The following is a 23,423-nucleotide window of genomic DNA, read 5'->3' on the forward strand; positions in this document are numbered from 1 at the left end:
TGCGACTCCAGCGCGTGGAGGGGAAGGGCGGTGAACGACGGCGACGGCATGATGCTTTCTACCGCCTTTGCGGCAAGCGCGAAAGCGACCAAAGTCAGACCAGTCGGGGTGCGGCGGCGCTGCGTGTGTTGCGTTGCAGCGCGCATCTGCGCAAAACCTCAGGCGTGCGCGGGGCTTTTCGGTCCGAACAGTTCGACCGCATACGCGGCGGCACCGAGCAGGCCAGGACGTGGATGCACGTTGGCGAGCGTCGGCACGCGGCCCATCGCGGGCGAGAAGCGGCCCTTGTGTTCGAAGCGCTGGCGAAAGCCCGAGTGCTGCAGCGAGGTCAGCAGTTTCGGCACCAGTCCGCCGGTGAGGAATACGCCGTCCCACGCGCCGGTGGTGAGCACGAGGTCGCCGGCGATGGCGCCGAACACCGCGCAGAACACGTCCAGCGTGCGCACGCAGCGTGGATCGCCTGCCGCCGCGCGCGCGGTGACGTCCTTCGGTTCCAGCGGACCGCCCGGATCTTCGCCCGCGATCTCGCTGAGCGCGCGATACAGATTCACCAGGCCGGGACCGCAGATCAGGCGTTCGTTCGACACGCGGCCGAACTGCGCGGACAGGATCTCGAGGATGCGGATTTCTTCCGGCGTACCGGGCGGAAAGCTCACGTGGCCGCCTTCGGTTTCCAGCGGATACGCGCGGCCGTCGCGGATGATCAGCGCCGCCACGCCCAGGCCCGTGCCCGGGCCGATGACGGCGTAGGTGCGCGATTCACTGAGCGGAGCAGGGCGCCATTGCGCACCGCCGATCGCCACGACGTCTTTCGGCGTCAGCAGCGACACCGCCATCGCCTGCGCAGCGAAGTCGTTGACCAGTTTCAGGCCCTGAAAACCGAGTGCCTGCCGCGTGCGGTTCACCGAAATCACCCACGGGTGGTTGGTGATACGGGCCTCATCGCCATCGACACGGCCGGCGACGGCGAATACACCGTTCTGCGCGGTCGCGCCCGTTTCATCCAGGTAGTGCTGCGCGGCGTCCGCGAGCGACGGGAAATCGGCGACCACGAACTCGCGCACGCTGTCGTCCAGCAGCGGCACGGAGGCGGACGTATCGGCCAGCGCGAAGCGCGCATTGGTGCCGCCGATGTCGGCGAGGAGGACGCGATCGGCGCTGCTCATGCGGCAAACATCCTGTTCGATGCGGGGTGACTTCCAATACGGGTCCGCTGCATTCGCCTGGTCGATCCTGTGCTGCCGTGAGGGGGCCACGTCGCGTGGGCGGCGCATGATAGCGCGCACCTGCGCCGACGGCGTGCAAGCCCGCACGCGCATGCGCCATCCGTATACGTATGCGTCATTCCGGAATAGGTGGCGGCGAGGGAAGCCGGGTGGATGGTCGTCGGGCAGGGCATGGATGGCGTGGCGGGTGCGGGCGCTCCGCGTTGCGTGGGCACACGGTCCGCTTGCGTTGTGAAAACGGTTACATGGCAGAATAGCGCAGCCGCCCGGACCAAGGAACGGGAAGCTGCATGCTCGTCCGTACGGGCATGCCTGCACCCGGGAGGGCCGGGCCGCAGCGAACACACACGGGCCTCGCCCGACCGGAGCAATGATGGCCAGCGTCAAACTCGACCGCGTGCGCAAGGTGTACGACAACGGCCAAGTGGCCGTGCACGGGGCCAGTTTCGAGATCGCCGACGGCGAACTCATGGTGCTGGTCGGTCCCTCCGGCTGCGGCAAGTCCACGCTGCTGCGGATGATCGCGGGACTGGAGGAGATTTCCGACGGCAACCTGCTGATCGGTGACCGCCGCGTCAATGACGTTGCGCCGAAGGACCGCGACATCGCGATGGTGTTCCAGAGCTACGCGCTGTACCCGCACATGACGGTCGCCGAGAACCTCGCCTTCGGCCTGAAGCTGCGCGGCGTGGCGCGCGCGGAGATCGACCGGCGCGTCAACGCCGCCGCCGAGACGCTGGGCATGACCCACATGCTGGGCAAGCTGCCGCGCGAGATGTCCGGTGGACAACGCCAGCGCGTCGCGCTGGGCCGCGCACTGGTGCGCGAGCCGTCGGTGTTCCTGCTCGACGAGCCGCTGTCCAACCTCGACGCCAAGCTGCGCCATTCCGTGCGGACCGAGATCGGCCGCCTGCATCGCCAGCTCGGCGCCACCATGATCTACGTGACCCACGATCAGGTCGAAGCGATGACGCTGGGCCAGCGCATCGTGGTGCTTAAGGACGGCGAGATCCAACAGATCGACACGCCGATGGCGCTGTACGAGAAGCCGGCCAACCTGTTCGTCGCCGGCTTCCTCGGCAGCCCCGCGATGAACGTGTTGCACGGCACGCTGAGCGATGCCGATGGCCTGCAGCTGGTGCTCGATGACGGCGCGCTGCTGCCGCTGGGTCACGCGCAGGTTCCGGACGCGTGGCTCGGCAAGCGCGTGGCACTGGGCCTGCGCCCGGAGCATCTGCTGCCGGCCGGCATCGGCAAGCCGGCCTTCGAGGCGCAGGTGGAGTTGATCGAACCGGTGGGCAACGAGGTCTTCGTCAACCTGACCTACGCGGGTCACGCCCTGGTCGCGCGCATGCCGCCCCAGCGGCTGCCCGAGCCCGGCCAGCCGTTGCGCATCACGGTCGAAGGGGCCGCGCTGCATGTCTTCGATCCTGACAGCGGCCTGCGTCTGGGCTGAGGTTCGCGGTGTCGCAGAAAGAAAAAGGGAGGCCGAAGCCTCCCTTTTTTCCTTCCTGACGACGCCGCAGATCAGCCGCGGCTGACGGTGCGCACCGCGTCCGCCACATAGGCCAGGTTCTGCTGGTTCAGCGCGGCCACGCAGATGCGGCCGGTGCCGACGGCATAGATGCCGAACTCGTCGCGCAGCCGGTCCACCTGCGCCTTGCTCAGGCCGGAGTACGAGAACATGCCGGCCTGCCGCTGGATGAAGGCGAACTCCGGCGCGCCGAGGGCCGCCAGCTTGTCGACCAGACCGGCACGCAGCGCGTGGATACGCTCGCGCATGCCGCCCAGCTCGCTCTCCCACAGCGTGCGCAGCTCGCTGCTGGCCAGCACGCCGGCAACCAGGGCGGCGCCGTGCGTCGACGGGCTGGAGTAGATCGTGCGGATGATGCGCTTGATCTGCGACTGCACCGCCTTGGTGTCCGCGGCGTTCGGGCCGACCACCGACAGCGCGCCGACGCGCTCGCCGTACAGCGAGAACGACTTGGAGTACGAGTTGGCGACGATGAAGCTGTCGATCCCGGCCTCGGCGACGATGCGCACGGCGGCGCCGTCTTCGGCGATGCCCTTGTCGAAGCCCTGGTAGGCCATGTCGATGAAGGGGAACAGGCCACGCTCCTTCAGCAGCGCCGCGACCTGCGTCCACTGTTCGACCGTCAGGTCGGCACCGGTAGGGTTGTGGCAGCAGGCGTGCAGCAGTACGACGGTGCCCGGCTTCAGCTGGCCCAGGTCGGCGAGCATGCCGGCGAAATCCAGGCCATGCGTGGCGGCATCGAAGTAGGTGTAGTCGACGATGTCGAAGCCGGCGGCGCCGAACACCGCGCGATGGTTTTCCCAGCTCGGGTTGCTGATCGCGATGGTGGCGTGCGGCAGCAGTTTCTTCAGCAGGTCCGCGCCGACGCGCAGCGCACCGCTGCCGCCGACGGTCTGGGTCGTGGCCACACGACCGGCGGCGACCAGCTCGGAATCCTTGCCGAACACGAGCTCACGGGTAGCGGCGTCGTACGCGGCCAGGCCGTCGATCGGCAGGTAGCCGCGCGGTTTGCCTTCGGCGGCCAGCGCCTGTTCCACCTGGCGGACGCAGTCGAGCAGGGGGATGCGACCCTGCTCGTCGTAATAGATGCCGACGCCCAGGTTGACCTTCTGGGTACGGGGATCGGCGTTGTAAGCCTCGGTCAGCCCCAGGATGGGGTCGCCGGGCACCAGTTCGACGGATGCAAAAAGAGACACGGAGTGGGGACCGTTGATGTGTGAGGGAGGGGGTGAAGCCGCCCGCGATGCTAACAGGCGCGGGCCTTCTCCGTACGCCGCCGGCCTGTCGGCGTACGGCGCCCGCACGGCCCGGGCAGGGTATGTCACGGGCGGCTATACTCATCCGTTGGCGTGCCCGACGGCAGGCCTGATTGCCACGGAATCAATGACTTGGCAGTCGAAGCTGATCCCACTTCACACTTGCGGCAGCGCGTCGGACCGGTCCGGTCGCGGTGCCCGGAAGACACCGCCGCATGCGCCTTTCCACCATCAAGCTGTCCGGTTTCAAGTCGTTCGTCGATCCCACCGTGCTGCACCTGCCGACCAATATGACCGGCGTGGTGGGCCCGAACGGCTGCGGCAAGTCGAACATCATCGACGCTGTGCGCTGGGTGATGGGCGAGAGTTCGGCCAGCCGACTGCGCGGCGATTCGCTGACCGACGTGATCTTCTCCGGCTCGGCCGCGCGCAAGCCGGTGTCGCAGGCCTCGGTCGAACTGATCTTCGACAACAGCGACCACACCATCAGCGGCGAGTTCGCCGCCTTCAACGAAATCTCGGTCCGGCGCCTGGTCAGCCGCGACGGCCAGAGCAACTACTACCTCAACGGCACCAAGTGCCGCCGCCGCGACATCACCGACCTGTTCCTCGGCACCGGCCTGGGCCCGCGCAGCTACTCGATCATCGAGCAGGGCATGATCAGCCAGATCATCGAGGCGCGCCCGGAAGACCTGCGCGTGTACCTGGAAGAGGCCGCCGGCATCTCCAAGTACAAGGAACGCCGCAAGGAAACCGAAACCCGCATCCGCCACACCCGCGAGAACCTGGACCGCCTCAACGATCTGCGCGAGGAGATCGGCAAACAGCTCGAGCACCTCAAGCGCCAGGCCAAGCAGGCCGAGCAGTACAAGGCGCTGCAGGAAGAGCGCCGGGTCAAGGACGCCGAGTGGAAGGCGCTGGAATACCGCGGCCTGGACGGCAAGCTGCAGGGCCTGCGCGAGGCGCTGGCGCAGGAAGAGACGAAGCTGCAGCAGCTGATCGCCGAACAGCGCGAAGCCGAGCGCCTGCTGGAAACCGACCGCGTCCGTCGCGAGGAGGCCGCCGACGGCTTGAACAAGGCGCAGGGCGAGGTCTACCAGGTCGGCAGCACGCTGGCCCGCATCGAACAGCAGATCCAGCACCAGCGCGAACTCGGCGACCGCCTGAAGAAGGCTCGCGACGAAGCCCATAACGCGCTGCAGGAACTCGGCCAGCACATCAGCGGCGACGAGACCCGCCTCACCGTGCTGCGCGAATCCGTCGCCGATGCCGAACCGCAGCTCGAACAGCTGCGCGAGGAGGACGTATTCCGCCAGGACGCGCTGCGCGAAGCCGAGACCGTGCTGTCCGACTGGCAGCAGCGCTGGGAAACCCACAGCCGCGATTCGGCCGAAGCCTCGCGCGCCGGCGATGTCGAGCGCACCCGTGTCGATTACCTCGACCGCCAGTCGCTGGAAGCCGACCGCCGCCGCGAGGTGTTGGCCAACGAGCGCACCGGGCTGGACCTGGACGCGCTGGCGTCCGCGTTCGAACAGCTGCAGCTGCAGCACGACACCCAGAAGGAATCGCTGGAAACCCTGACCGAGCAGGTCGAGGCACGCAAGCAGGGCGCCGCCGACGTGCAGGAACAGCAGCGCGCCACCCAGACCGAGCTGTCCGACGTGCGCAAGCGCGCGCAGGAAGCCCGCGGCCGCCTGTCGTCGCTGGAAACGCTGCAGCACGCCGCGCTGGGCCAGGAGCAGGGCGCGGCGATGAGCTGGCTGAAGGCGCGCGGCCTGGACAATGCGTCCCGCGTCGGCGAAAAGCTGACCGTCGAGGCGGGCTGGGAAAACGCCGTCGAAGGCGCGCTCGGCCAGCTGATCGAAGGCGTGCTGGTCGATGCACCGGAGGCCTTGGTCGATGCGCTGGGCGAACTCGGCGACGGCCGCATCGCGCTGGTCTCGGATGACCGTAGCGACGTCGCGTTCGCGCCGACCTCGCTGGCCGCCAAGGTGCAGGGTCCCGCCGCGATCCGTCGCTTGCTGGCGCGCCTGCACACGGCCGAGGATTTGAATGAAGCCCGCCGCCTGCAGTCGCAGCTCGGCGATGGCGATTCCGTCATCACCCGCAACGGCGAACGCCTGGGCGCCGGCTGGGTGCGCGTGCTGCGCTCCGGCGCAGCCAAGCAGGGCGCGCTGCTGCGCGAGCGCGAGATCCAGTCGCTGCGCGGCGAGATCGAAACCCTGCAGTCGCGCGAGGCGGAGCTGGAAGAACGCCTGGCCAGCCTGCGCGACCACCTGCTCGCTGCAGAACAGCAGCGCGAGGACGCCCAGCGCACGTTGTACATGGCCCACCGCGGCGTGTCCGAGCTGGCCGGCCAGCTGCAGAGCCAGCAGGGCAAGGTCGATGCCACCCGCACCCGCCTGGAGCGCATCGACGGCGAACTCGCGCAACTGGTAGAGACGCTGGACGCCAGTCGTGAACAGGCCCGCGAGGCTCGTGCCAAACTCGAAGACGCGGTCACCCGCATGGGCGACCTGGAATCGAACCGGCAGGCACTGGAAGACGAACGCCGCCAGCTCGTCGAGGCCCGCGACCAGGCCCGCGAAGCCGCGCGCACCTCGCGCGATACCGCGCATGCCCTGGCGCTGACGCTGGAATCGCAGCGTACGCAGATCGTGTCGCTGAGCCAGGCGCTCGACCGCATGGGCGGTCAGCGCGGCCATCTCGATTCACGGCTGGAAGAACTCACCCTGCAACTGAGCGAAGGCGATTCGCCGGTGCAGGAGCTGGAAAGCCAGCGCCAGGCCGCGCTGGAACATCGCGTCACCGCCGACCGGCAACTCTCGGAGGCGCGTTCGCTGCTGGAAGGCATCGACAACGAGTTGCGCAAGTACGAACAGACCCGCCAGCAGCGCGATGAACAGGCCGTGGCGCAGCGCGAGCGCATCTCGCAGCGCAAGCTCGACCAGCAGGCGCTCGCGCTGAAGGCCGAGCAGTTGTCCGAAGGCGTGGTTGCCGGCGGTTTCGTACTGGAAGACGTCATCAATACGCTGCCCGAGGTGGCCGACGTCCGCGAGTGGGAACAGGCGGTCACCCAGATCGATGGGCGGATGCGCCGGCTGGAGCCGGTCAACCTGGCCGCCATCCACGAGTACGGCGAAGCCAGCCAGCGTTCGGAGTACCTGGACGCGCAGAACGTCGACCTGACCACCGCGCTGGAAACGCTGGAAGAAGCCATCCGCAAGATCGACCGCGAGACCCGCGGCCGCTTCAAGGACACCTTCGACCGCGTCAACGCCGGCGTGCAGCAGCTGTACCCGCGCCTGTTCGGCGGCGGCCACGCCTATCTGGAACTGACCGGCGAAGACCTGCTCGACACCGGCGTGGCCATCATGGCGCGCCCGCCGGGCAAGCGCGTGTCCAACATCTCGCTGCTGTCCGGCGGCGAGAAGGCGATGACCGCGGTCGCGCTGGTGTTCGCCATCTTCCAGCTCAATCCCGCGCCGTTCTGCCTGCTGGACGAAGTCGATGCGCCGCTCGACGAGGCCAACGTCGGCCGCTTCACCAACATGGTGAAGGAGATGAGCGAGAAGGTGCAGTTCCTGTTCGTGTCGCACAACAAGGCCACGATGGAAGCCGCACATCAGCTCAGTGGCGTTACCATGCGGGAACCCGGTGTCAGCCGGCTGGTGTCGGTCGACCTGGAAGAGGCCGCCCGCCTCGCCGGTGCCGCCTGACGCCCACCCACATTCCACCTTGCCGGAGAAACCCCTGTGTCCGACATGGCCATCCTTCGCATCGGAATCCTCGTCGCCGGCGTTCTGCTGCTGGCGGCGATCTTCCTGTTCGGCCGTCCCAAGAAGCCCAGCCAGGGCCGCCGCATCGAGACCACCGAGCGCGACACCGCGCGCGTGGAGCCCAGCCTGTCGGGCGACGACACCAGTGAGCAGGTGCAGGACTACAGTGGCGAGCGCGTCAGCCAGCCCGAGCTCGGCCTGCCAGGCGGCACGCCGGTGGCGGGCGTGGAAAGCGACCTGGGCAAGCGGCCCAACCAGGACTTCGACAAGATCGTCTCGCTGTACGTCGCGGCCAAGGCCGGTCAGGTGCTGCGCGGCGAGGACATCGTGGTGGCGGCCGAGAAGACCGGCCTGACCTTCGGCCACATGAATGTCTTCCACCGGCTGGTGGAAGGGCATCCGGAACGCGGCCCGGTCTTCAGCATGGCCAACATCATGCAGCCGGGCAGTTTCGACATGGCCAACATCCGCACGCTGGAAACCCCGGCCATCGCGTTCTTCCTCACGCTGCCGGCGCCGATGACGGCGCTCGAGGCGTGGGAGAAGCTGGTCCCCAACGTCGAGCGCATGGCCGAACTGCTGGGCGGCGTGGTCCTCGACGACAGCCGCAACACCCTCGGTCGCCAGCGCATCCAGCACATCCGCGAGGAGCTGCGCGCGTACGACCGCCAGCATGAGGCGCCGCCGCTGACGAAGGCGCCGCGGTGGTGAGGACCAGGGCCTGAGAAGGCTGGTAAGGAGTGGGGTTAAAGCTAAGGCCGGGGGCAAGCAGTGAAAGGATTCATTCTGCTTCTAGTGATGCTCTTGCTCACAAGCTGCGCAAAGTGGGAGGAGTTCGCCGCACCGCAACCTCATCATTTACTCCAGCATTCTGGTTGGTTTGATGAGCGCCGGGTGTCGGTATGTGGTTGGGTAAAGCATGGACAGAATTCCTGCACTCTCGAAGTGTGCCGAGATGGCTCTACTTCGTGCGCCAACCCAGTATCCGTCTGGATCTCGACTAAGCAGCTATCGTGTTATGCCCGCCCCACTCAGGAAGTGGCGCCGGCTATCGTGCGGGGACGATTCGTTTCGCTTGAGAGCGAAACGTCCTTTGTTCTGGCCTCAGCGGAAGTCAAGTTTGTGGAAGAGTGCGTAGCGAAGCGGCGACGCGCGGGGAAGCGCATGGGTTGAGGTAAGCGAAGCCAGCCTCAAGATCAGCGCATAGGTTGGGGTGAGGGTAGCGAAAACCGACATCATCGGAGCCGGTTGGGTTTCCACGTTTGATCGTTGTCTCGTGTTGGGGTTCGCTGCGCTCACCCCAACCTATGGCATCCGTGCTGACAAGTCGATGGAGTGACGCATGTACTCATGCAGTTCGATAGCCGCCATCTTCCTTGGACTGGCAGTGACCCTTCCGCAGCCGGCAACGTCGGCGGATCCCGCTTTCACGCCGTCACAGGGATGGATCCTGGTACACCATGGCTCGCCGGCCGAAGTGCAGAAGGCAATCGCCGAGTACGACGAGATAGCGCGCGAGATTCACCCCGGCATCTTCCGGGTAGAGCTGCACCCGCAGCCCGATGGTCGGACTGCCGTATTGCTGCCCGATGGGTTTCCGGCTTACGACCTCGTCAACATGACGGGATGGCTGGACACACCGCCTGAGGAGATCGATGCCTACGGTGCGAACGGATGGATCGTGTCACCCACGAGCGGGATCAAGTACAGCCTCATGCCAGAAGTCGAGAACGCATGGGGCGATACGATGCTGGGTGCCTCCTCCGAGGGTGTCTCGATCCGAGTAAGGATCCCGGAGGGCGCAGCGTCGGAGATCGCGCAGCGTGTCCCGTATCAGGTGGAACCACACATCGACCTCGTGCCCGATCCCGTCAGGATGGAGGTGACGCTCGATACCAACACGAAGTTCGGGAATCCAGGTTTCGTCGTCGAAAGGTGACCAATAGGACGGGTTGAGCGGAGCGGCTTTCAACGGCGCAGCCCATCTACCCATCACTCATCACAAGAATGGCTCATGATGGGTATCGCCTTCGGCTCCACCCATCCTACGATGGCGTTCCATCGCTTCACCGCGTGCCTTTTGGGGAACAACGATGTCCGGCCATCGCATCTTCACCACCTCCTTCGCCAGCGTGTATCCGCTGTACGTCCAGAAGGCGGAGCGCAAGGGCCGCACGCAAGCCGAAGTCGACCGGATCATCTTCTGGCTGACCGGTTACGACGCGGCCGGCCTCGAACGTCAGATCCGCGACAAGGTCGATTTCGATACGTTCTTCGCCCAGGCACCGGCGCTCAATCCCAACGCCTCATTGATCAAGGGCGTGGTCTGCGGTGTCCGCGTGGAAGACGTCGATGACCCGTTGATGCGGAAGATCCGCTACCTCGACAAGCTGGTCGACGAACTGGCGAAGGGGAAGGCGATGGAGAAGATCCTGCGGTGATGCCGCAACACGGATGGTGCCCGCAGCAGCCAGGTTGCCCCAACGGAGGTGGAGCATGCGACGTTGTCTTCTGATGATCCTTCTGGTCTGTGCGGTGCTGGTGTCCGAGGCCGATGCCCAGGACCGCGATCCCGCGTTCGTACCGGCCCACGGCTGGATCCTGGTGAAGGAGAAGGTCGAGACGGTACAGGCCGACATCGCGGCCTATCTCGCGCGCTGGCCGGCTGGAAGTCGCCCCGACACCTTCAGGATCGAACTCCACCCGCAGCCCGACGGGCAGGTGGCATTGCTGTTTCCGGAAGGCGTTCCGGCGCCCCAACTCACCCGATTGGCGGCCTGGATAGGCTCGCCCTGCCGGAAGCGGGTTCCCCCCGTCGCTGCCGCGTGGGTCGTGGCCCCGGATGGCGTTGCCTACTACCTCGAATCGGAGCCGGCGCTGGACACGGTGGAGGAGGGCCAGGACCCGCGGGACGACTGCGACGCGGAGGGCGGCCTGCTGACCGGCGCGTCGCGTGCCGGGCAGTCCGTGCGGTACGACGTCCTGAGGACGCGGCTGGTGAAGTCGGACGCAGGGCGCCCCTACCGCGAGGCGCCTGCACTGCGGCGCTCGGACGCCCCGACCACGGTCCGTGTGCCGCTCGACGTTACGATCGAACGCCGCGATGCGCTGGTCCTCGATACGCGCAGCGAACCGGAACTGGTGGATGTGGCCATCGGCTATTGCCGGGTCCTCAACGGTCCTGATGCCGCCATCGAATCGGTATGGTTCTGGCATCAGGCCCATCGTGCCGACGTATCCAGGAAGCTGTGGCACGAAGCGGGCCGCACCGCCATCGCCGCCAGATTGACCACCGCCACCACGGACGGCGACAAGGCCTGCTTGAGCCGCCTCGAACGCGAAGCGAAGATCCGCAGGATCATCCGCGAGTAAGCCACATGTCCCGCAACGTCCTCTTCATCTGCACCCAGAACCGCCTGCGCAGCCCGACGGCCGAGCAGGTGTTTGCCGACTGGCCGGGCATCGAGACGGCATCCGCAGGGTTGGGCAACGACGCCGAAGTCCCCGTGTCGCCCGAACTGCTGGCGTGGGCGGATATCGTCTTCGTGATGGAGAAGGCGCACCGCAATCGCCTGTCGGCGAAGTTCGGCAGCCATCTCAAGGGTGCGCGGGTGATCTGCCTGGATATCCCGGACGAGTACGAGTACATGGACCCGGATCTGGTCCGTCTGCTGAAGCAGAAGGTCACACGCTTCCTGCCCACCGCCTGAGATCATCGTCGCTCTATGCAACGGACACCGCCATGACCCCGACATCCGGCCCGGAAGCCGAAGCCCTCGAACGCGCTGTCAGCGAAGTGCTTCATTACGTGTGGGACCCGATCGGCGTCGCCGGCGTGCCCGGGGCGCGCGACGAGTACGACGGCTACGTGGGAGATGTCTGCGCGCTGTTGTGGCGTGGCGCCGATGCGGAGGGATTGGCTGCGCACCTCGTCGGCATCGCCGATGCGTTGATGGGCCTGCCCGCGACGCAGGCGCGTGCCGAACGCGCCGCGGATATCCTGCTGGCCTGGCGCGATGTCGTGACACGCTGACGTCGCGTCTTTACGGGAGCCACACCATGATCGACCTGAACCTCGCCGACGTCCGCCCCTTCATCGGCAGCAAGGACTTCGACGTCTCCAAGGCGTTCTACGAAGCCCTCGGCTGGACGACCGAGTATCTCGACGACCAACTGGCGCTGATGGCCAACGGCGATCACCGCTTCTACCTGCAGCGCTACTACCAGAAGGACTGGCTGGAAAACACGATGCTGCACCTCACCGTCGCCGATGCCACCGCCTGCCACGCGAAGATCGCCGCCGTGCTGGCGCGCGGTGCCTACGCTGACGCCCGCGTCGCGCCGCCGAAGCAGGAGGACTACGGCGCCCTGGTGATCTACGTCTGGGATCCGGCGGGCGTACTGCTGCATCTCGCGGAGTGGAGGGAATGACGATGAAGCGTCATGTCGTCGCACTGGGCGTCGCCCTGTTGTCATGGGCCGGTTTAGCGATGGGGCAGCCGGTATCGGAATCGACCGATCGCTACGCCTACGTCCGCGCGCGACTCATCCTGGTGGAGCCACAGGCACCTTGCGGTATCAGCTACTCAGGCTCGCGCGCGCTTTACATGGTCCAGGAAGGGCCGGACGGATTGCGCGGCGAGCCATTGGAGGTCGTCGTCGGATGCATCGAGATGCCCATGACCGAATGGGATGGCATGGGCGACCTGAAGACCTTCGTGCCCGGCGACACCCACTACCTGCGCATCAGTCGCGACAACCTGCGCGGGGTAGGGCTCTATGACGACAAGGGAGGCCGGGCGTGGCACCTGCTGGCGGCGTCGCTCCAACCGTTGCAGAGGTCGGCGGCATCCGCCATCAGGGAAGCCGACGTCCGCGCAGTCTTGATCCGGATGGAGCGCGGTCCGGGCTGTGGAAACCTGTTCGTCGGATCGAACGCACTCTACGTCGTCGAGGATGGGCCGGGATTCCTGAAAGGCAGACCGCTGGAGGTCGTCGTCGGCTGCATCGAGATGCCCATGACCGGCGGGGAGGGCATGGGCGACCTGCAAGCCTTCGTGCCTGGTGATACCCATTACCTGCGCATCAGTCGGGACAACCTCCGCAAGGTCGAGGTCTATGACGACAGGGGTGGCAGCGCCTGGCATCTCCTGGCCGCATCGCTTACGCCGTTGGCGACTCAAGGCCCGCCCGCAAACCCCTGAGCACGGTGCCGCAGCGCTGCGTCACCCGGATCATCACACCCTACGGAAAGCACGCGCCATGTCGTCACGCCCCTCGCAGACCTACAGCGGCAGCTGCCACTGCGGTGCGATCCGCTTCGAGATCGACACCGACTTCCCCGAGCTGACGCAGTGCGACTGCTCGATCTGCCGCAAGAAGAACGCGCTGATGGTGAAGGTGCACGAAAGCGCCTTCCGCCTGCTGGCCGGTGAAGACGCGCTGGCCGAGTACCAGTTCCACACGCATACCGCGCACCACCACTTCTGCAAGATCTGCGGCATCTACCCGTTCCACCGCAAGCGCGTCACCCCGGACTACTACGGCATCAACGTGTATTGCCTCGACGGGTTCGATCCCGTCGGCATCCCGGTGCGGATGACGGTCGGGGCGGGCATGCCGTGATCGCGGCCGGATAGACTCCGGCCATGTGCCGCTTCGTCACCGCCGTCCTTCCCGCCAACGCGCCGCATGAGGCGCTGGACGTGTTGGCGCGGGCCTACGGTCGCCGATTCCTCAGACTGTCGAATCCCTCAGTTATGCGGCAGCTCGCACCAGACGAGGCCTATTTCCTGACGACGCTGGGTCATTGCGATTGCGATGAGCCGCTGGGTGCACGTCGTACGGAGGAGGGCGATTGGGAAGGGATGGCCCACAAGCTGGCACGCAAGGGCTGGAGCGAAGGCAAGATCGCCCGTGCCATCGCGCAGAAGCGCGAGCAAGCGGAGGCCGCGGACGACGTGCGGCGGAGACGCGCAGACGATGACCTGACCCGCTGGCTCGCCTTCGTGGATGCCGTCCTGACGCCCGGTCATGTCCGCGAACTTGGCCTGCTGCTGCACTTCTATGGCGGCGGGCCCGAGGACGAAGAGGTGGCGATCCGACACCGCCGCAGAGTGGGTCGTTCGGAAGATCGCGCCGCGCTGCTGCACGGCATGGAACAGGACGTGCTTTATCTGTTCCACGCCTGACCAGGCCCGCATCAGGCGTTCCACGCGCCGCACTTCTCACATTCCCAGCAGAAGATGGCCCTCGGAGCCCCATCGATGGCCCTCCGAGCCCCATCCGCGAGGCATGGATTCCCAACGATGGAGCACTCAAGTGCCATCGATGGGTTTCCGGAAGCCATCGATGGCTTTCAAAGACCCATCGATCGCTTTCCGAAACCCATCGATGGGATTCCAGACGCCATCGATCGCTTTCCGAGAGCCATCGATAGCTCTCGGAATGCCATGCCATCGCTCCCGGAAAGCCATCGATGGCTCTCCGAAACCCATCGATGGCTTTCCGGGCCCGGGACATCACACTCCGGACCCCATCGTTGGCATTCCGGGCTCCATCTGCCCTCGGACCGCGGGCAGGACCGGCCCTCGACGCCCCGGTGTTGCACGCCCTGTCACAGTCGCCGGCCTTAGAATTCCCGCATGACGCCGACCCCCGCCGCCCGCATCGCCGACCTCCGCCGCCAGCTGGAGGACGCCAACTACCGCTACCACGTGCTGGACGAGCCCAGCATCCCGGATGCCGAGTACGACCGCCTGCTGCGCGAGTTGGACGAACTGGAGGCCGCGCACCCGGACCTGGCCGCCGCCGATTCGCCCACCCAGCGCGTGGGCAGCGCGCCGGCCGGCAAGTTCGCCGAGGTCCGCCACGCCATCCCCATGCTGTCACTGGGCAACGCCTTCAGCGACGAGGAAGTGCAGGACTTCGTCCGCCGCATCGCCGACAGGCTGAAGCGGCCGGCGCTGGCGTTCTCGGCCGAACCGAAGCTGGACGGCCTGGCGATCAGCCTGCGCTACGAGGGCGGCGTGTTCGTGCAGGGCGCCACCCGCGGCGACGGCGCCACCGGCGAGGACGTCACCCTCAATCTCAGGACCGTCAAAGCCATCCCGCTGAAACTGCGCGGCAAGGACTGGCCAGCGGTGCTGGAAGTGCGCGGCGAGGTCTACATGCCGCGTGCCGACTTCGAGAAATACAATGAACAGGCCCGCCTGCATGGCGGCAAGGTGCTGGCCAACCCGCGCAATGGCGCCGCCGGCTCGCTGCGCCAGCTCGACCCGCGCATCACCGCGCAACGGCCGCTGGCGTTCTTCGCCTACGGCACCGGCCTGGTGGAAGGCGGCGAACTGCCGGATGCGCATTCGGCCACGCTGAAGCAACTGCGTGCCTGGGGCTTCCCGGTCAGCAGCCTCAGCGACGTGGTGGAAGGCGCCGACGGCCTGCTGGACTACTACCGCCGCATCGGCGAGGCGCGTGACGGGCTGCCGTTCGACATCGACGGCGTGGTCTACAAGCTGGACGACGGGGAAGGGCAGCGCGAGATGGGCTTCGTCTCGCGCGCACCGCGCTGGGCGATCGCGCACAAGTTCCCGGCGCAGGAACAGGCGACCACCGTCGAGGCCATCGAGATCCAGATCGGCCGCACCGGCGCCGCCACGCCGGTCGCGCGGTTGACGCCGGTGCACGTGGCCGGCGTCATCGTCACCAACGCCACCCTGCACAACGCCGATCAGATCGCACGCCTCGACGTGCGCGTGGGCGACCACGTCATCGTGCGTCGTGCCGGCGACGTGATTCCGGAAGTAGCCGGCGTGATCCTGGACCGTCGCCCCGACGGCACGGTGCCGTGGCAGATGCCGACGCACTGCCCGGTGTGCGGCGCCGAGATCGTGCGCGAGGAAGGCGAGGCGGTATGGCGCTGCTCGGGCGAACTGAGCTGCCCGGCGCAGCGCAAGGAATCGCTGCGGCACTTCGCCTCGCGCCGTGCTATGGACATCGAAGGCCTGGGCGACCGCTATATCGAGGACCTGTCCGACCTGGGCTACCTCACGTCGATCGCCGACCTGTACAAGCTGACGCTGGACGACCTGCTGGAGATGAAGCGCCGCGTGGACGAGCGCGACGGCACCACGCCGGAGACGGTCAAGGCCGGCAAGGTCGCGACCAAGTGGGCGGACAACTTGATCGAGGCCATCGACCGCAGCCGCACCACCACGCTGGAGCGCTTCCTGTTCGCGCTCGGCATCCAGCATGTCGGCGAGAGCACGGCCAAGGCGCTGGCGCAGTGGTTCGGTGATCTGCAGCGCATCCGTCACTTGCCGTGGCCGCTGTTCAAACGCGTACCCGACATCGGCGGCGAAGTCGCGCGCTCGCTCGGCCATTTCTTCGACCAGCCCGGCAACCAGCAGGCCATCGATGACCTGCTGGCGCGCGGCGTGGTGATCGGCGACACGCATCCGCCCTCGGGCAAGCTGCGCGCAGAACTCGGCCTGGCGACGGTGCTGGTCGATCTGGAGATTCCCAAGGTCACCCGCATCCGCGCGGAACAACTGGCGTCCGCATTTCCCTCGGTGGACGCACTGCTCGACGCCCCCGCGCACAACTTCGTCACCGCCGGCCTGCCGAGCGAGTCGGCCAACGCCTTCGCCGCGTGGCTGGAGGACGAGGCCAACGCGACGCTGCTGTCGCGCAGTGGCGCGGCGCTGGAGGAGTTGCTGGCGATCACGCCGGAAGATGTCGCCATCGCCGCCGGCCCGCTCGACGGCAAGACCGTCGTCCTTACCGGCGGTCTGGCCGCGATGAGCCGCGACGAGGCCGGCGAGAAACTCGAAGCCCTCGGCGCCAAGGTGGCCGGCAGCGTGTCGAAGAAGACGCATCTCGTCGTCGCCGGCGAAGCCGCCGGCTCCAAGCTCGCCAAGGCACAGGAACTGGGCATCGAGATCTGGGATGAAGCGCAGTTGCTCGCGTTTCTGGCGAAGCATGGGAGTGGCGCGTGAGTCGCTGGCGACCGGGACCGACATGGACGGACGGTGTCGCCGGTCTCGCCTGGGCACCCTCCGGTTCGCGTGATGCGCTGCGCCTTCGTGCCTGGGTGAACCGTCTGGTCCGCGAGTTCTTCTTCGCGCGGGACGTGTTGGAGGTCGAGACGCCGATCATGTCGCGGGCGGGCAATACCGATCCGAACATCGCCTCGTTCTCGCTCGACTTCTCGGGTCGCACTGATGGCGCGCCGCGTACACGCTGGCTGCGCACCTCGCCGGAGTTTCCGCTGAAGCGCCTGCTCGCAGCGGGCGTGGGCGATTGCTTCGAACTGGGCCGGGTATTCCGCGATGGCGAGGCGGGGGGGCGGCACAACCCGGAGTTCACGATGCTCGAGTGGTACCGGGTCGGCTGGACGCTGGAGCCGCTGATCGAGGAGACGGTGGCGCTGGTGCAGGCGGCGCTCTCGATGGTCGGGCGGGAGGCCACGGTGTCGCGGATCAGCTTCCGCGAGCTCTATCGGCAGCGCCTCGGCTTCGATCCGATGACGGCCGACCTGGACGTGGTGCGCAACGCCGCGGCCGGCATCGCCATCGACGGCGAGGGCCTGACGCGCGACGACTGGCTGGACCTGTTGATGACGCATGCGCTGCAGCCCACGTTCGGGCGCGACGAGATCTTCGTGGTCCACGACTATCCGGCCACGCAGTCGGCGCTGGCGCGCGTGGTGGAGCGCGATGGCATGCCGGTCGCGGAGCGCTTCGAGCTTTACCTGGGCGCGCTGGAACTGGCCAACGGCTATCACGAGCTGACCGATGCGGTAGAGCAGCGGGCGCGGTTCGAGCGCGATGTCGCGATGCGGCAGGCGCGTGGCGACATCGCACCGCCGATCGATGCCGCCTTGCTGGACGCACTGGCGAACGGCATGCCGGCCTGCGCCGGCGTGGCGCTGGGCGTGGACCGGCTGCTGATGGCGATGCTGGATACGCCGCGCATCGCCGATGTAGTGGCGTTCGACTTCGCGCGCGGCTGAAAGCCAGCCAAACATTGCGTGCGGGTCGAGCGGACTGCAAACGGTTTCGTGAGGCCGCGTTCATTTTCGCTGCGTAGATTGCGAATCAACACCGACGAGGACGCTGCCATGGAACGCCACCTGATCGCTTCGCTGATGCTGGGAACCGCCGCACTGCTCGGCACCGCTGCGGCCAAGGCCGCGCCGCAGTACGACGATCGCTATGGCGGCAACGGGCAGACGGTCCGCTGCGAGTCGCCGAGCAATCGTTACCGCGAATGCCCGATGGATACCCGCGGCGGCGTGCAGCTGACGCGCCAGCTGTCGAGCACGCGCTGCGAGGAAGGTCGCAACTGGGGCCAGGGCCGTAACGGGGTGTGGGTGGATCGCGGTTGCCGCGCCGAGTTCACCAGCCGTCGCGGCGGCGGTTGGGGCAATGGCGGTGGCTGGTCGGGCAATGGCCAGCGCATCCGCTGCGAATCGGACAATGGCCGTACGCGGACCTGCGCGATCCCGTCGCGCGCCGACGTCAGGCTGGTGCGCCAGCTGTCGAGCTCGCGCTGCGTCGAGGGCCAGACCTGGGGCCAGGACCGCAACGGCCTGTGGGTGACGCAGGGCTGCCGCGCCGAGTTCGAGGTGTACGGACGTGGCAACGGCGGCAACTGGGGGAACAATGGCGGCAATTACGGACGCACCTTCCGCTGCGAGTCCGACAACGGCCGCACGCGCACCTGCGGCGTCGATGGGCGCCGCGTGGAGCTGGTCCGCCAGCTGTCGAGCAGCGCCTGCATCGAGGGCCGTACCTGGGGGCGCGACAACCGGGGCGTGTGGGTGACGTCTGGATGCCGGGCCGAGTTCCGTAGCTGGTGAGTTCCATGAGGGGAACGGCCCGCCCACGGCGGGCCGTTACAATGCGGGCATGAACGACACCATCGATTACGCCCGCTACGACCGCATCCGTCCGATCCGCTGGACGGGCACTGCCCTGGAACTGCTGGACCAGCGCAAACTCCCGTTCGTCGTGGAGTACCTGGCCTGCACGACCAGCGACGAGGTCGCTGCCGCCATCCACGACCTGGCCGTGCGCGGCGCGCCTGCCATCGGTATCGCTGCCGCCTGGGGCGTGGTGCTGGCTTCGCGCGAGGTGCTGGCGGCGACGCCGGCCGAGGCGCTCGAAAAGCTCGAACCGGCCCTGCAGCGCCTCAATGACGCACGCCCCACGGCGGTCAACCTGGCCTGGGCGCTGGCGCGCATGCGGGCCGCGCTGCGCACCGCCGGCAGCGACTGGCGCGGCGTGCTGGAACTGGAAGCGCTGGCGATCGCCGAGGAAGACCTGGCGGCGAACCGCCACATGGGCGAGCTCGGCGCGGCGCTCATCGCTGAGGGCAGCGGCGTGCTGACCCACTGCAATACCGGTTCGCTGGCCACCGCCGGCTTCGGCACCGCCCTGGGCGTGATCCGCGCCGGCGTGGCGCAGGGGCGCATCGGCAAGGTGTACGCCGGCGAGACGCGACCGTGGCAGCAGGGCGCGCGGCTGACCGCGTGGGAACTGCAGCAGGACGGCATTCCCGCCACGCTGATCGCCGACTCCGCCGCCTCGCACCTGATGAAGACCGGCGCCGTGCAGTGGGTGGTCGTGGGTGCAGACCGCATCTGCGCCAACGGCGATACCGCCAACAAGATCGGCACCTACCAGCTGGCCATCGCTGCGCGCCACCACGGTGCGAAGTTCATGGTGGTGGCGCCGTCGTCGACGGTGGACATGGCCACGCCGAACGGCGAGGCCATCCATATCGAGGAGCGCGACCCGGCCGAACTGCTCGGCATCGGCGGCACGCGGGTCGTCGCCGACGGCGTGGCGGCCTGGAACCCGGTGTTCGACGTCACCCCGGCCTCGCTGATCGACGCCATCGTCACCGAGAAGGGCGTGATCGAGCAGCCGGACGAAGCACGCATGCGGGCCGCGTTCGGCGGATGACACCGGCCGCCCGCGCGCCCGTCCCGTCCAACACCGACGCAGCGCGTCAGCGGCGTACGGAGGCGGGCATGCGGGTGGCAGGGGGCGCCTGAGGCGCGGCCACTGCGCACGGGGCGGCGTCACGGACGGTGGCGTGGCACGCGGGTTGCATTGCGGGGAAGGTCCCGTCCAGGAATCGCGCATGCGCGCCCAGACCGTCCACGCACCGATCGTCGCTCCCGGCTTGCGCCACAGCGTGCGCACGCTGTTGTCGCGCCGGTCGACCCGGGCGCTGGATGCCGCCGAACGCGAAGACCTTGCGGTCGCGCAGCTGCGCGCGACACGCCCCATCGTCAGCGGCGTGCTGCTGTGTGGTGCGGTGCTGCTGGCCATCATCGCACTCTTCGAACTGGCGGAAGTGACGCCATCGATCGGCTATCCGGTGTGGGCGCAGCTGCTGGCGTCGGTCGGTGTCGCGGGCTGCGCCGCAGGCGTTGCGCGGCTGGTGCAGTGGCAGCACCGGCTGATGCTGGTGCTGGCGGGCACGCTGCTGGCCGGCATCTTCATGAGCATGCCGCTACCGGGAGCGACCGGCCAACTGGCGCTGCGCACCGGCCTGTTCCAGTTGCTGCCGCTGGCGCTGATGGCGCTGATGGTGCGTCCGGTCTCGCTGCTGGCGCTGGCATTGCTGATCGTGGTGATGGCACAGCTGCGCATCGCGCTGTACGGGGCACCAGGCACGGGCACTGCGCTGTACTGGCTGTACACCCTGACGACGATCGGCTTCGGCCTGGTGCTGGCGGGGTATCGCACGGACTTCGCGGTATCCGCGTGGCAGATGCGCCGCCGGCTGGTGCGGCAGGCGCACACGGATGAACTGACCGGACTGCTGAACCGTAATGGCTGGGGCGACCATGCGGTCGCCGCGCATGCGCGGGCCGTTGCCGTCGGCAATCCGGTGGCGGTGGTGGTGCTGGACATCGATTTCTTCAAGCGCATCAACGACGACCACGGCCACGATGGCGGCGACGCAGTGCTGCAGCGACTGGGCGGCATCATGCGTGCCCGCGTCGGTGCGACCGGTTGCGCGGCGCGTATCGGTGGTGAGGAGTTCGCCGTACTGCTGGAAGGGAACGACGCGCTGGAGGCAGAGGCGTTCGCCGAACGTCTGCGCCGTGAATTCGGCAAGGCGCAGGGCGAGGTGGCGACGACGCTCTCTGCCGGCGTTGCCCACCATCGACCGGGCGAGTCGCTGGGTGACCAGATGCGGCGTGCCGATGTGGCGCTGTACGACGCCAAGCGCGAAGGGCGCGACCGCGTTCATGTTGCGGACGTTTCCTGAACGACCCAGATGTGATTCCAAATGTGACAACCCTGCGCTAGCATCCTTGCGATGTCGGCAGGGCACCCCTGCGACGCAGTGAATACCAGGGGATCATGAACGACGACAGCACCCGGCAGACCTGGGGACGATGGCGACTGCCCCTGCTGGGGCTGGTGGTCCTGCTGATCGTGGTCGGCCCGGTGATTCTGCTCCAGCGCCTGTCGCGCTCCAGCCAGGAAGCCATCGACGTCGTCGTGCACACGCACCAGGTGGAAGCCGCCGTCCTGGCGCTGGCGCTGGATGTCCGCGAGATCGAAAGTTCGGCCATGTTGATCGCGCTGGGCGCGGACCATCCGCTGGCGCGCGATCGCCTGGTGAACGGGCGCCGCGCGTTGCCGGAGCGGTTCGACACGCTGGCCCGGTTGACCGCGGACAATCCCGAGCAGCTGGTGCGCGTCGGCAGGCTGCGCGAACTCGTCGATGCCCGCATCGACGTGGTCGATCAATTGATCGAGGCGCCCGAAGCGTATCGGGGCAGTGTGGTCTCGCCGCTGGCTACGCGGTTCCCCATCCGCGGCCTGCTGAACGACATCCTGGTCGACGAGCAGGCCCTGCTGGCCGAACGCAGTGGCGATGCCACCGAGCAACGGCAGCGCATGGAATGGATCCGGATGATCGCGCTGGGCGCGCAGTTGCTGCTGCTGTCTCTGGTGCTGATGTCGTTGGGTCGCCAGGTGGCGCGCCGGCTTACAGCGGAGAAAGGCACGCTACGGGCGAGCCAGCGCGCACTGGTGGTGCTGGACACGGTGCGCGAGCCCATCGTGCTGCTAGATGGCGAACAGCACATCCAGATGCACAACGCCGCCTTCGGCGAGCTGTATGGCGTCGAGAAGGGCAAGACGGCCGTCAGCCTCGACGAGCTGGGCGAGGCGTGGCAGGACAAGGTGATGCGCCAGCGGCTGGATGACGTGCTGGCGCGCGGTCGCGAACTGTGGGACTACGAACTGCAGCAGGAGACCGCCGACGGCCTGCGCCGCACGGTGCTGCTCAATGCGCGCCGCATGCCGCTTCCCGACAACGACGACCACGCCGTGCTGGTGACGGTCAGCGACATCTCGCTGCAGAAGACCGCGCAGCAGGAGATCGCCGCGCTGAACCGCCAGTTGGAGGGCAAGGTGGAGCAGGTCTCGGAAGTGAACCGCGAACTGGAAGCCTTCAGCTATTCGGTCTCGCACGACCTGCGTGCGCCGCTGCGGCACGTGGCCGGTTTCTCGGACAAGCTCGGCCGCCACCTGGGCGAGGGCATGGACGACAAGAGCCGCCATTACATCGGCGTGATCGGCGACTCCGCGCGCCGCATGTCGCAGCTGATCGACGATCTACTGGTCTACTCGCGCCTGGGCCGCAGCGCGCTGCGCCTGCAGGCGGTGGACATGCAGTCGCTGGTGGCCGAGGCCCGCGCGATGCTGGACGCCAACGAGGCCAACGACGGTCGCGCCGACCGCGTCGAGTGGCGCGTCTCGCCGATGCCCATCGTGCTGGCCGACGAGAATATGATGCGGCAGGTGTGGAGCAACCTGTTGGGTAATGCGCTGAAGTACAGCAGCCAGCGCGAGCGCTCGGTCATCGAGGTCGAGCACCGGTTGCAGGCCGACGGCAGTCATCTGTTCAGCGTGCGCGACAACGGTGCCGGCTTCGACATGGCGTATGCGGGTAAGCTGTTCGGCGTCTTCCAGCGCCTGCACAAGGCCAGCGAGTTCGCCGGCACCGGCATCGGCCTGGCGAGCGTGCGCCGCGTGCTGGGTCGCCATGGCGGCCGCATCTGGGCCGAGGCGGTGCCCGACCAGGGCGCGACCTTCTTCTTCACCCTTCCCGCGGCGCTCGATGCTCCGCTTTCCCGAGAGAGAGACGCATGAGCGACATCCGCACCATCCTGCTGGCCGAGGACAGCCTGGCCGACGCCGAAATGGCGATCGACGCGCTGCGCGAGGCCAACCTGGCCAACCCCATCGTGCATGTCGAGGATGGCGTCGAAGCACTGGATTACCTGTTCCGCCGCGGCGCGCACGCCGATCGCCCCGAAGGCATGCCGTCGGTGCTGCTGCTGGACATCAAGATGCCGCGCATGGACGGCCTGGAAGTGCTGAAGCACATCCGCGGCGACGAGAAGCTCAAGCACCTGCCGGTGGTGATCCTGTCGTCCTCGCGCGAGGAAAGCGACCTGGCGCGCAGCTGGGACCTGGGCGTGAACGCCTACGTGGTCAAGCCCGTCGACATCGACCAGTTCTTCCAGGCGGTGAAGACGCTGGGCACGTTCTGGGCCGTGATCAACGAAACCCCGGCCAAGGGCTGATCC

General features: G+C 67.5%; 21 protein-coding genes. 19 read left to right on the plus strand and 2 right to left on the minus strand.

From position 1 onward, the window contains the following. Positions 1 to 158 precede the first annotated feature (158 nt). A complete protein-coding gene (gene glk, locus IB230_RS00285; RefSeq protein WP_192267647.1) occupies positions 159 to 1,166 on the minus strand; it encodes a glucokinase in 1,008 nt (335 codons plus the stop codon). A gap of 433 nt (positions 1,167 to 1,599) precedes the next feature. Here glk and ugpC point away from each other — a divergent pair, with 433 nt between their 5' ends. Continuing rightward, positions 1,600 to 2,682, plus strand: a complete 1,083-nt coding sequence (gene ugpC / locus IB230_RS00290) for a sn-glycerol-3-phosphate ABC transporter ATP-binding protein UgpC (protein WP_192267649.1) — start codon at positions 1,600 to 1,602, stop codon at positions 2,680 to 2,682. 71 nt (positions 2,683 to 2,753) lie between these two features. Here the strand turns inward: ugpC and IB230_RS00295 are convergent, their stop codons facing one another. Beyond that, positions 2,754 to 3,956, minus strand: a complete 1,203-nt coding sequence (locus IB230_RS00295; protein ID WP_192267651.1) for an amino acid aminotransferase — start codon at positions 3,954 to 3,956, stop codon at positions 2,754 to 2,756. Between the two features lie 275 nt (positions 3,957 to 4,231). Here IB230_RS00295 and smc point away from each other — a divergent pair, with 275 nt between their 5' ends. From smc to IB230_RS00385, 18 genes are all read left to right on the plus strand, one after another. Then, positions 4,232 to 7,735: a chromosome segregation protein SMC gene (gene smc / locus IB230_RS00300; RefSeq protein WP_192267653.1), complete on the plus strand. Its 3,504-nt coding sequence runs from the start codon at positions 4,232 to 4,234 to the stop codon at positions 7,733 to 7,735. 36 nt (positions 7,736 to 7,771) lie between these two features. Further along, positions 7,772 to 8,506 (plus strand): cell division protein ZipA, encoded by a 735-nt coding sequence (gene zipA / locus IB230_RS00305; RefSeq protein WP_192267656.1) that lies wholly within the window; start codon positions 7,772 to 7,774, stop codon positions 8,504 to 8,506. A gap of 676 nt (positions 8,507 to 9,182) precedes the next feature. Further along, positions 9,183 to 9,734, plus strand: coding sequence for a hypothetical protein (locus IB230_RS00310; protein WP_192267658.1), 552 nt, complete (start codon positions 9,183 to 9,185; stop codon positions 9,732 to 9,734). Positions 9,735 to 9,888: 154 nt separating this feature from the next. Continuing rightward, positions 9,889 to 10,236, plus strand: a complete 348-nt coding sequence (locus tag IB230_RS00315) for a DUF2200 domain-containing protein (RefSeq protein WP_192267659.1) — start codon at positions 9,889 to 9,891, stop codon at positions 10,234 to 10,236. Between the two features lie 55 nt (positions 10,237 to 10,291). Then, the gene (locus tag IB230_RS00320; protein WP_192267661.1) at positions 10,292 to 11,167 is read left to right on the plus strand and encodes a hypothetical protein; all 876 of its coding nucleotides are present in this window, start codon (positions 10,292 to 10,294) and stop codon (positions 11,165 to 11,167) included. A 5-nt stretch (positions 11,168 to 11,172) separates the two neighbouring features. Continuing rightward, positions 11,173 to 11,505 (plus strand): low molecular weight protein tyrosine phosphatase family protein, encoded by a 333-nt coding sequence (locus IB230_RS00325; RefSeq protein WP_192267663.1) that lies wholly within the window; start codon positions 11,173 to 11,175, stop codon positions 11,503 to 11,505. A gap of 32 nt (positions 11,506 to 11,537) precedes the next feature. Next, positions 11,538 to 11,828 carry a hypothetical protein gene (locus IB230_RS00330; protein WP_225589102.1) on the plus strand — a complete coding sequence of 97 codons (291 nt, stop codon included), beginning with the start codon at positions 11,538 to 11,540 and terminating at the stop codon, positions 11,826 to 11,828. A 26-nt stretch (positions 11,829 to 11,854) separates the two neighbouring features. Continuing rightward, positions 11,855 to 12,226, plus strand: coding sequence for a hypothetical protein (locus IB230_RS00335; protein WP_192267665.1), 372 nt, complete (start codon positions 11,855 to 11,857; stop codon positions 12,224 to 12,226). Beyond that, on the plus strand, positions 12,223 to 12,999 hold the full coding sequence (locus tag IB230_RS00340; RefSeq protein ID WP_192267667.1) for a hypothetical protein: 777 nt from the start codon (positions 12,223 to 12,225) through the stop codon (positions 12,997 to 12,999). Before IB230_RS00335 ends, IB230_RS00340 begins: the two co-directional genes overlap by 4 nt. Positions 13,000 to 13,057: 58 nt before the next feature. Next, entirely contained in the window at positions 13,058 to 13,420 is a 363-nt protein-coding gene (locus IB230_RS00345) for a GFA family protein (protein ID WP_192267669.1), read from the plus strand. A 23-nt stretch (positions 13,421 to 13,443) separates the two neighbouring features. After that, complete coding sequence (locus IB230_RS00350; RefSeq protein ID WP_192267671.1) at positions 13,444 to 13,986, plus strand: hypothetical protein; 543 nt, start codon at positions 13,444 to 13,446, stop codon at positions 13,984 to 13,986. A gap of 453 nt (positions 13,987 to 14,439) precedes the next feature. After that, positions 14,440 to 16,791 (plus strand): NAD-dependent DNA ligase LigA, encoded by a 2,352-nt coding sequence (gene ligA, locus IB230_RS00355; protein WP_192267673.1) that lies wholly within the window; start codon positions 14,440 to 14,442, stop codon positions 16,789 to 16,791. Then, entirely contained in the window at positions 16,788 to 17,807 is a 1,020-nt protein-coding gene (epmA, locus tag IB230_RS00360) for an EF-P lysine aminoacylase EpmA (protein ID WP_192267675.1), read from the plus strand. The genes ligA and epmA overlap by 4 nt, the downstream gene beginning before the upstream one ends. Before the next feature lie 108 nt (positions 17,808 to 17,915). Continuing rightward, positions 17,916 to 18,656 carry a DUF3011 domain-containing protein gene (locus IB230_RS00365; protein WP_192267677.1) on the plus strand — a complete coding sequence of 247 codons (741 nt, stop codon included), beginning with the start codon at positions 17,916 to 17,918 and terminating at the stop codon, positions 18,654 to 18,656. 49 nt (positions 18,657 to 18,705) lie between these two features. Beyond that, complete coding sequence (gene mtnA, locus IB230_RS00370) at positions 18,706 to 19,764, plus strand: S-methyl-5-thioribose-1-phosphate isomerase (protein WP_192267679.1); 1,059 nt, start codon at positions 18,706 to 18,708, stop codon at positions 19,762 to 19,764. Positions 19,765 to 19,945: 181 nt separating this feature from the next. After that, positions 19,946 to 21,085, plus strand: a complete 1,140-nt coding sequence (locus tag IB230_RS00375; protein ID WP_192267681.1) for a GGDEF domain-containing protein — start codon at positions 19,946 to 19,948, stop codon at positions 21,083 to 21,085. A gap of 95 nt (positions 21,086 to 21,180) precedes the next feature. Next, positions 21,181 to 22,983, plus strand: a complete 1,803-nt coding sequence (locus IB230_RS00380) for an ATP-binding protein (RefSeq protein WP_192267683.1) — start codon at positions 21,181 to 21,183, stop codon at positions 22,981 to 22,983. Next, positions 22,980 to 23,420: a response regulator gene (locus IB230_RS00385; protein ID WP_192267685.1), complete on the plus strand. Its 441-nt coding sequence runs from the start codon at positions 22,980 to 22,982 to the stop codon at positions 23,418 to 23,420. Before IB230_RS00380 ends, IB230_RS00385 begins: the two co-directional genes overlap by 4 nt. Positions 23,421 to 23,423: the final 3 nt, after the last annotated feature.

Source organism: Pseudoxanthomonas sp. PXM01 (assembly GCF_014851815.1).
Classification (GTDB): Bacteria; Pseudomonadota; Gammaproteobacteria; order Xanthomonadales; family Xanthomonadaceae; genus Pseudoxanthomonas_A.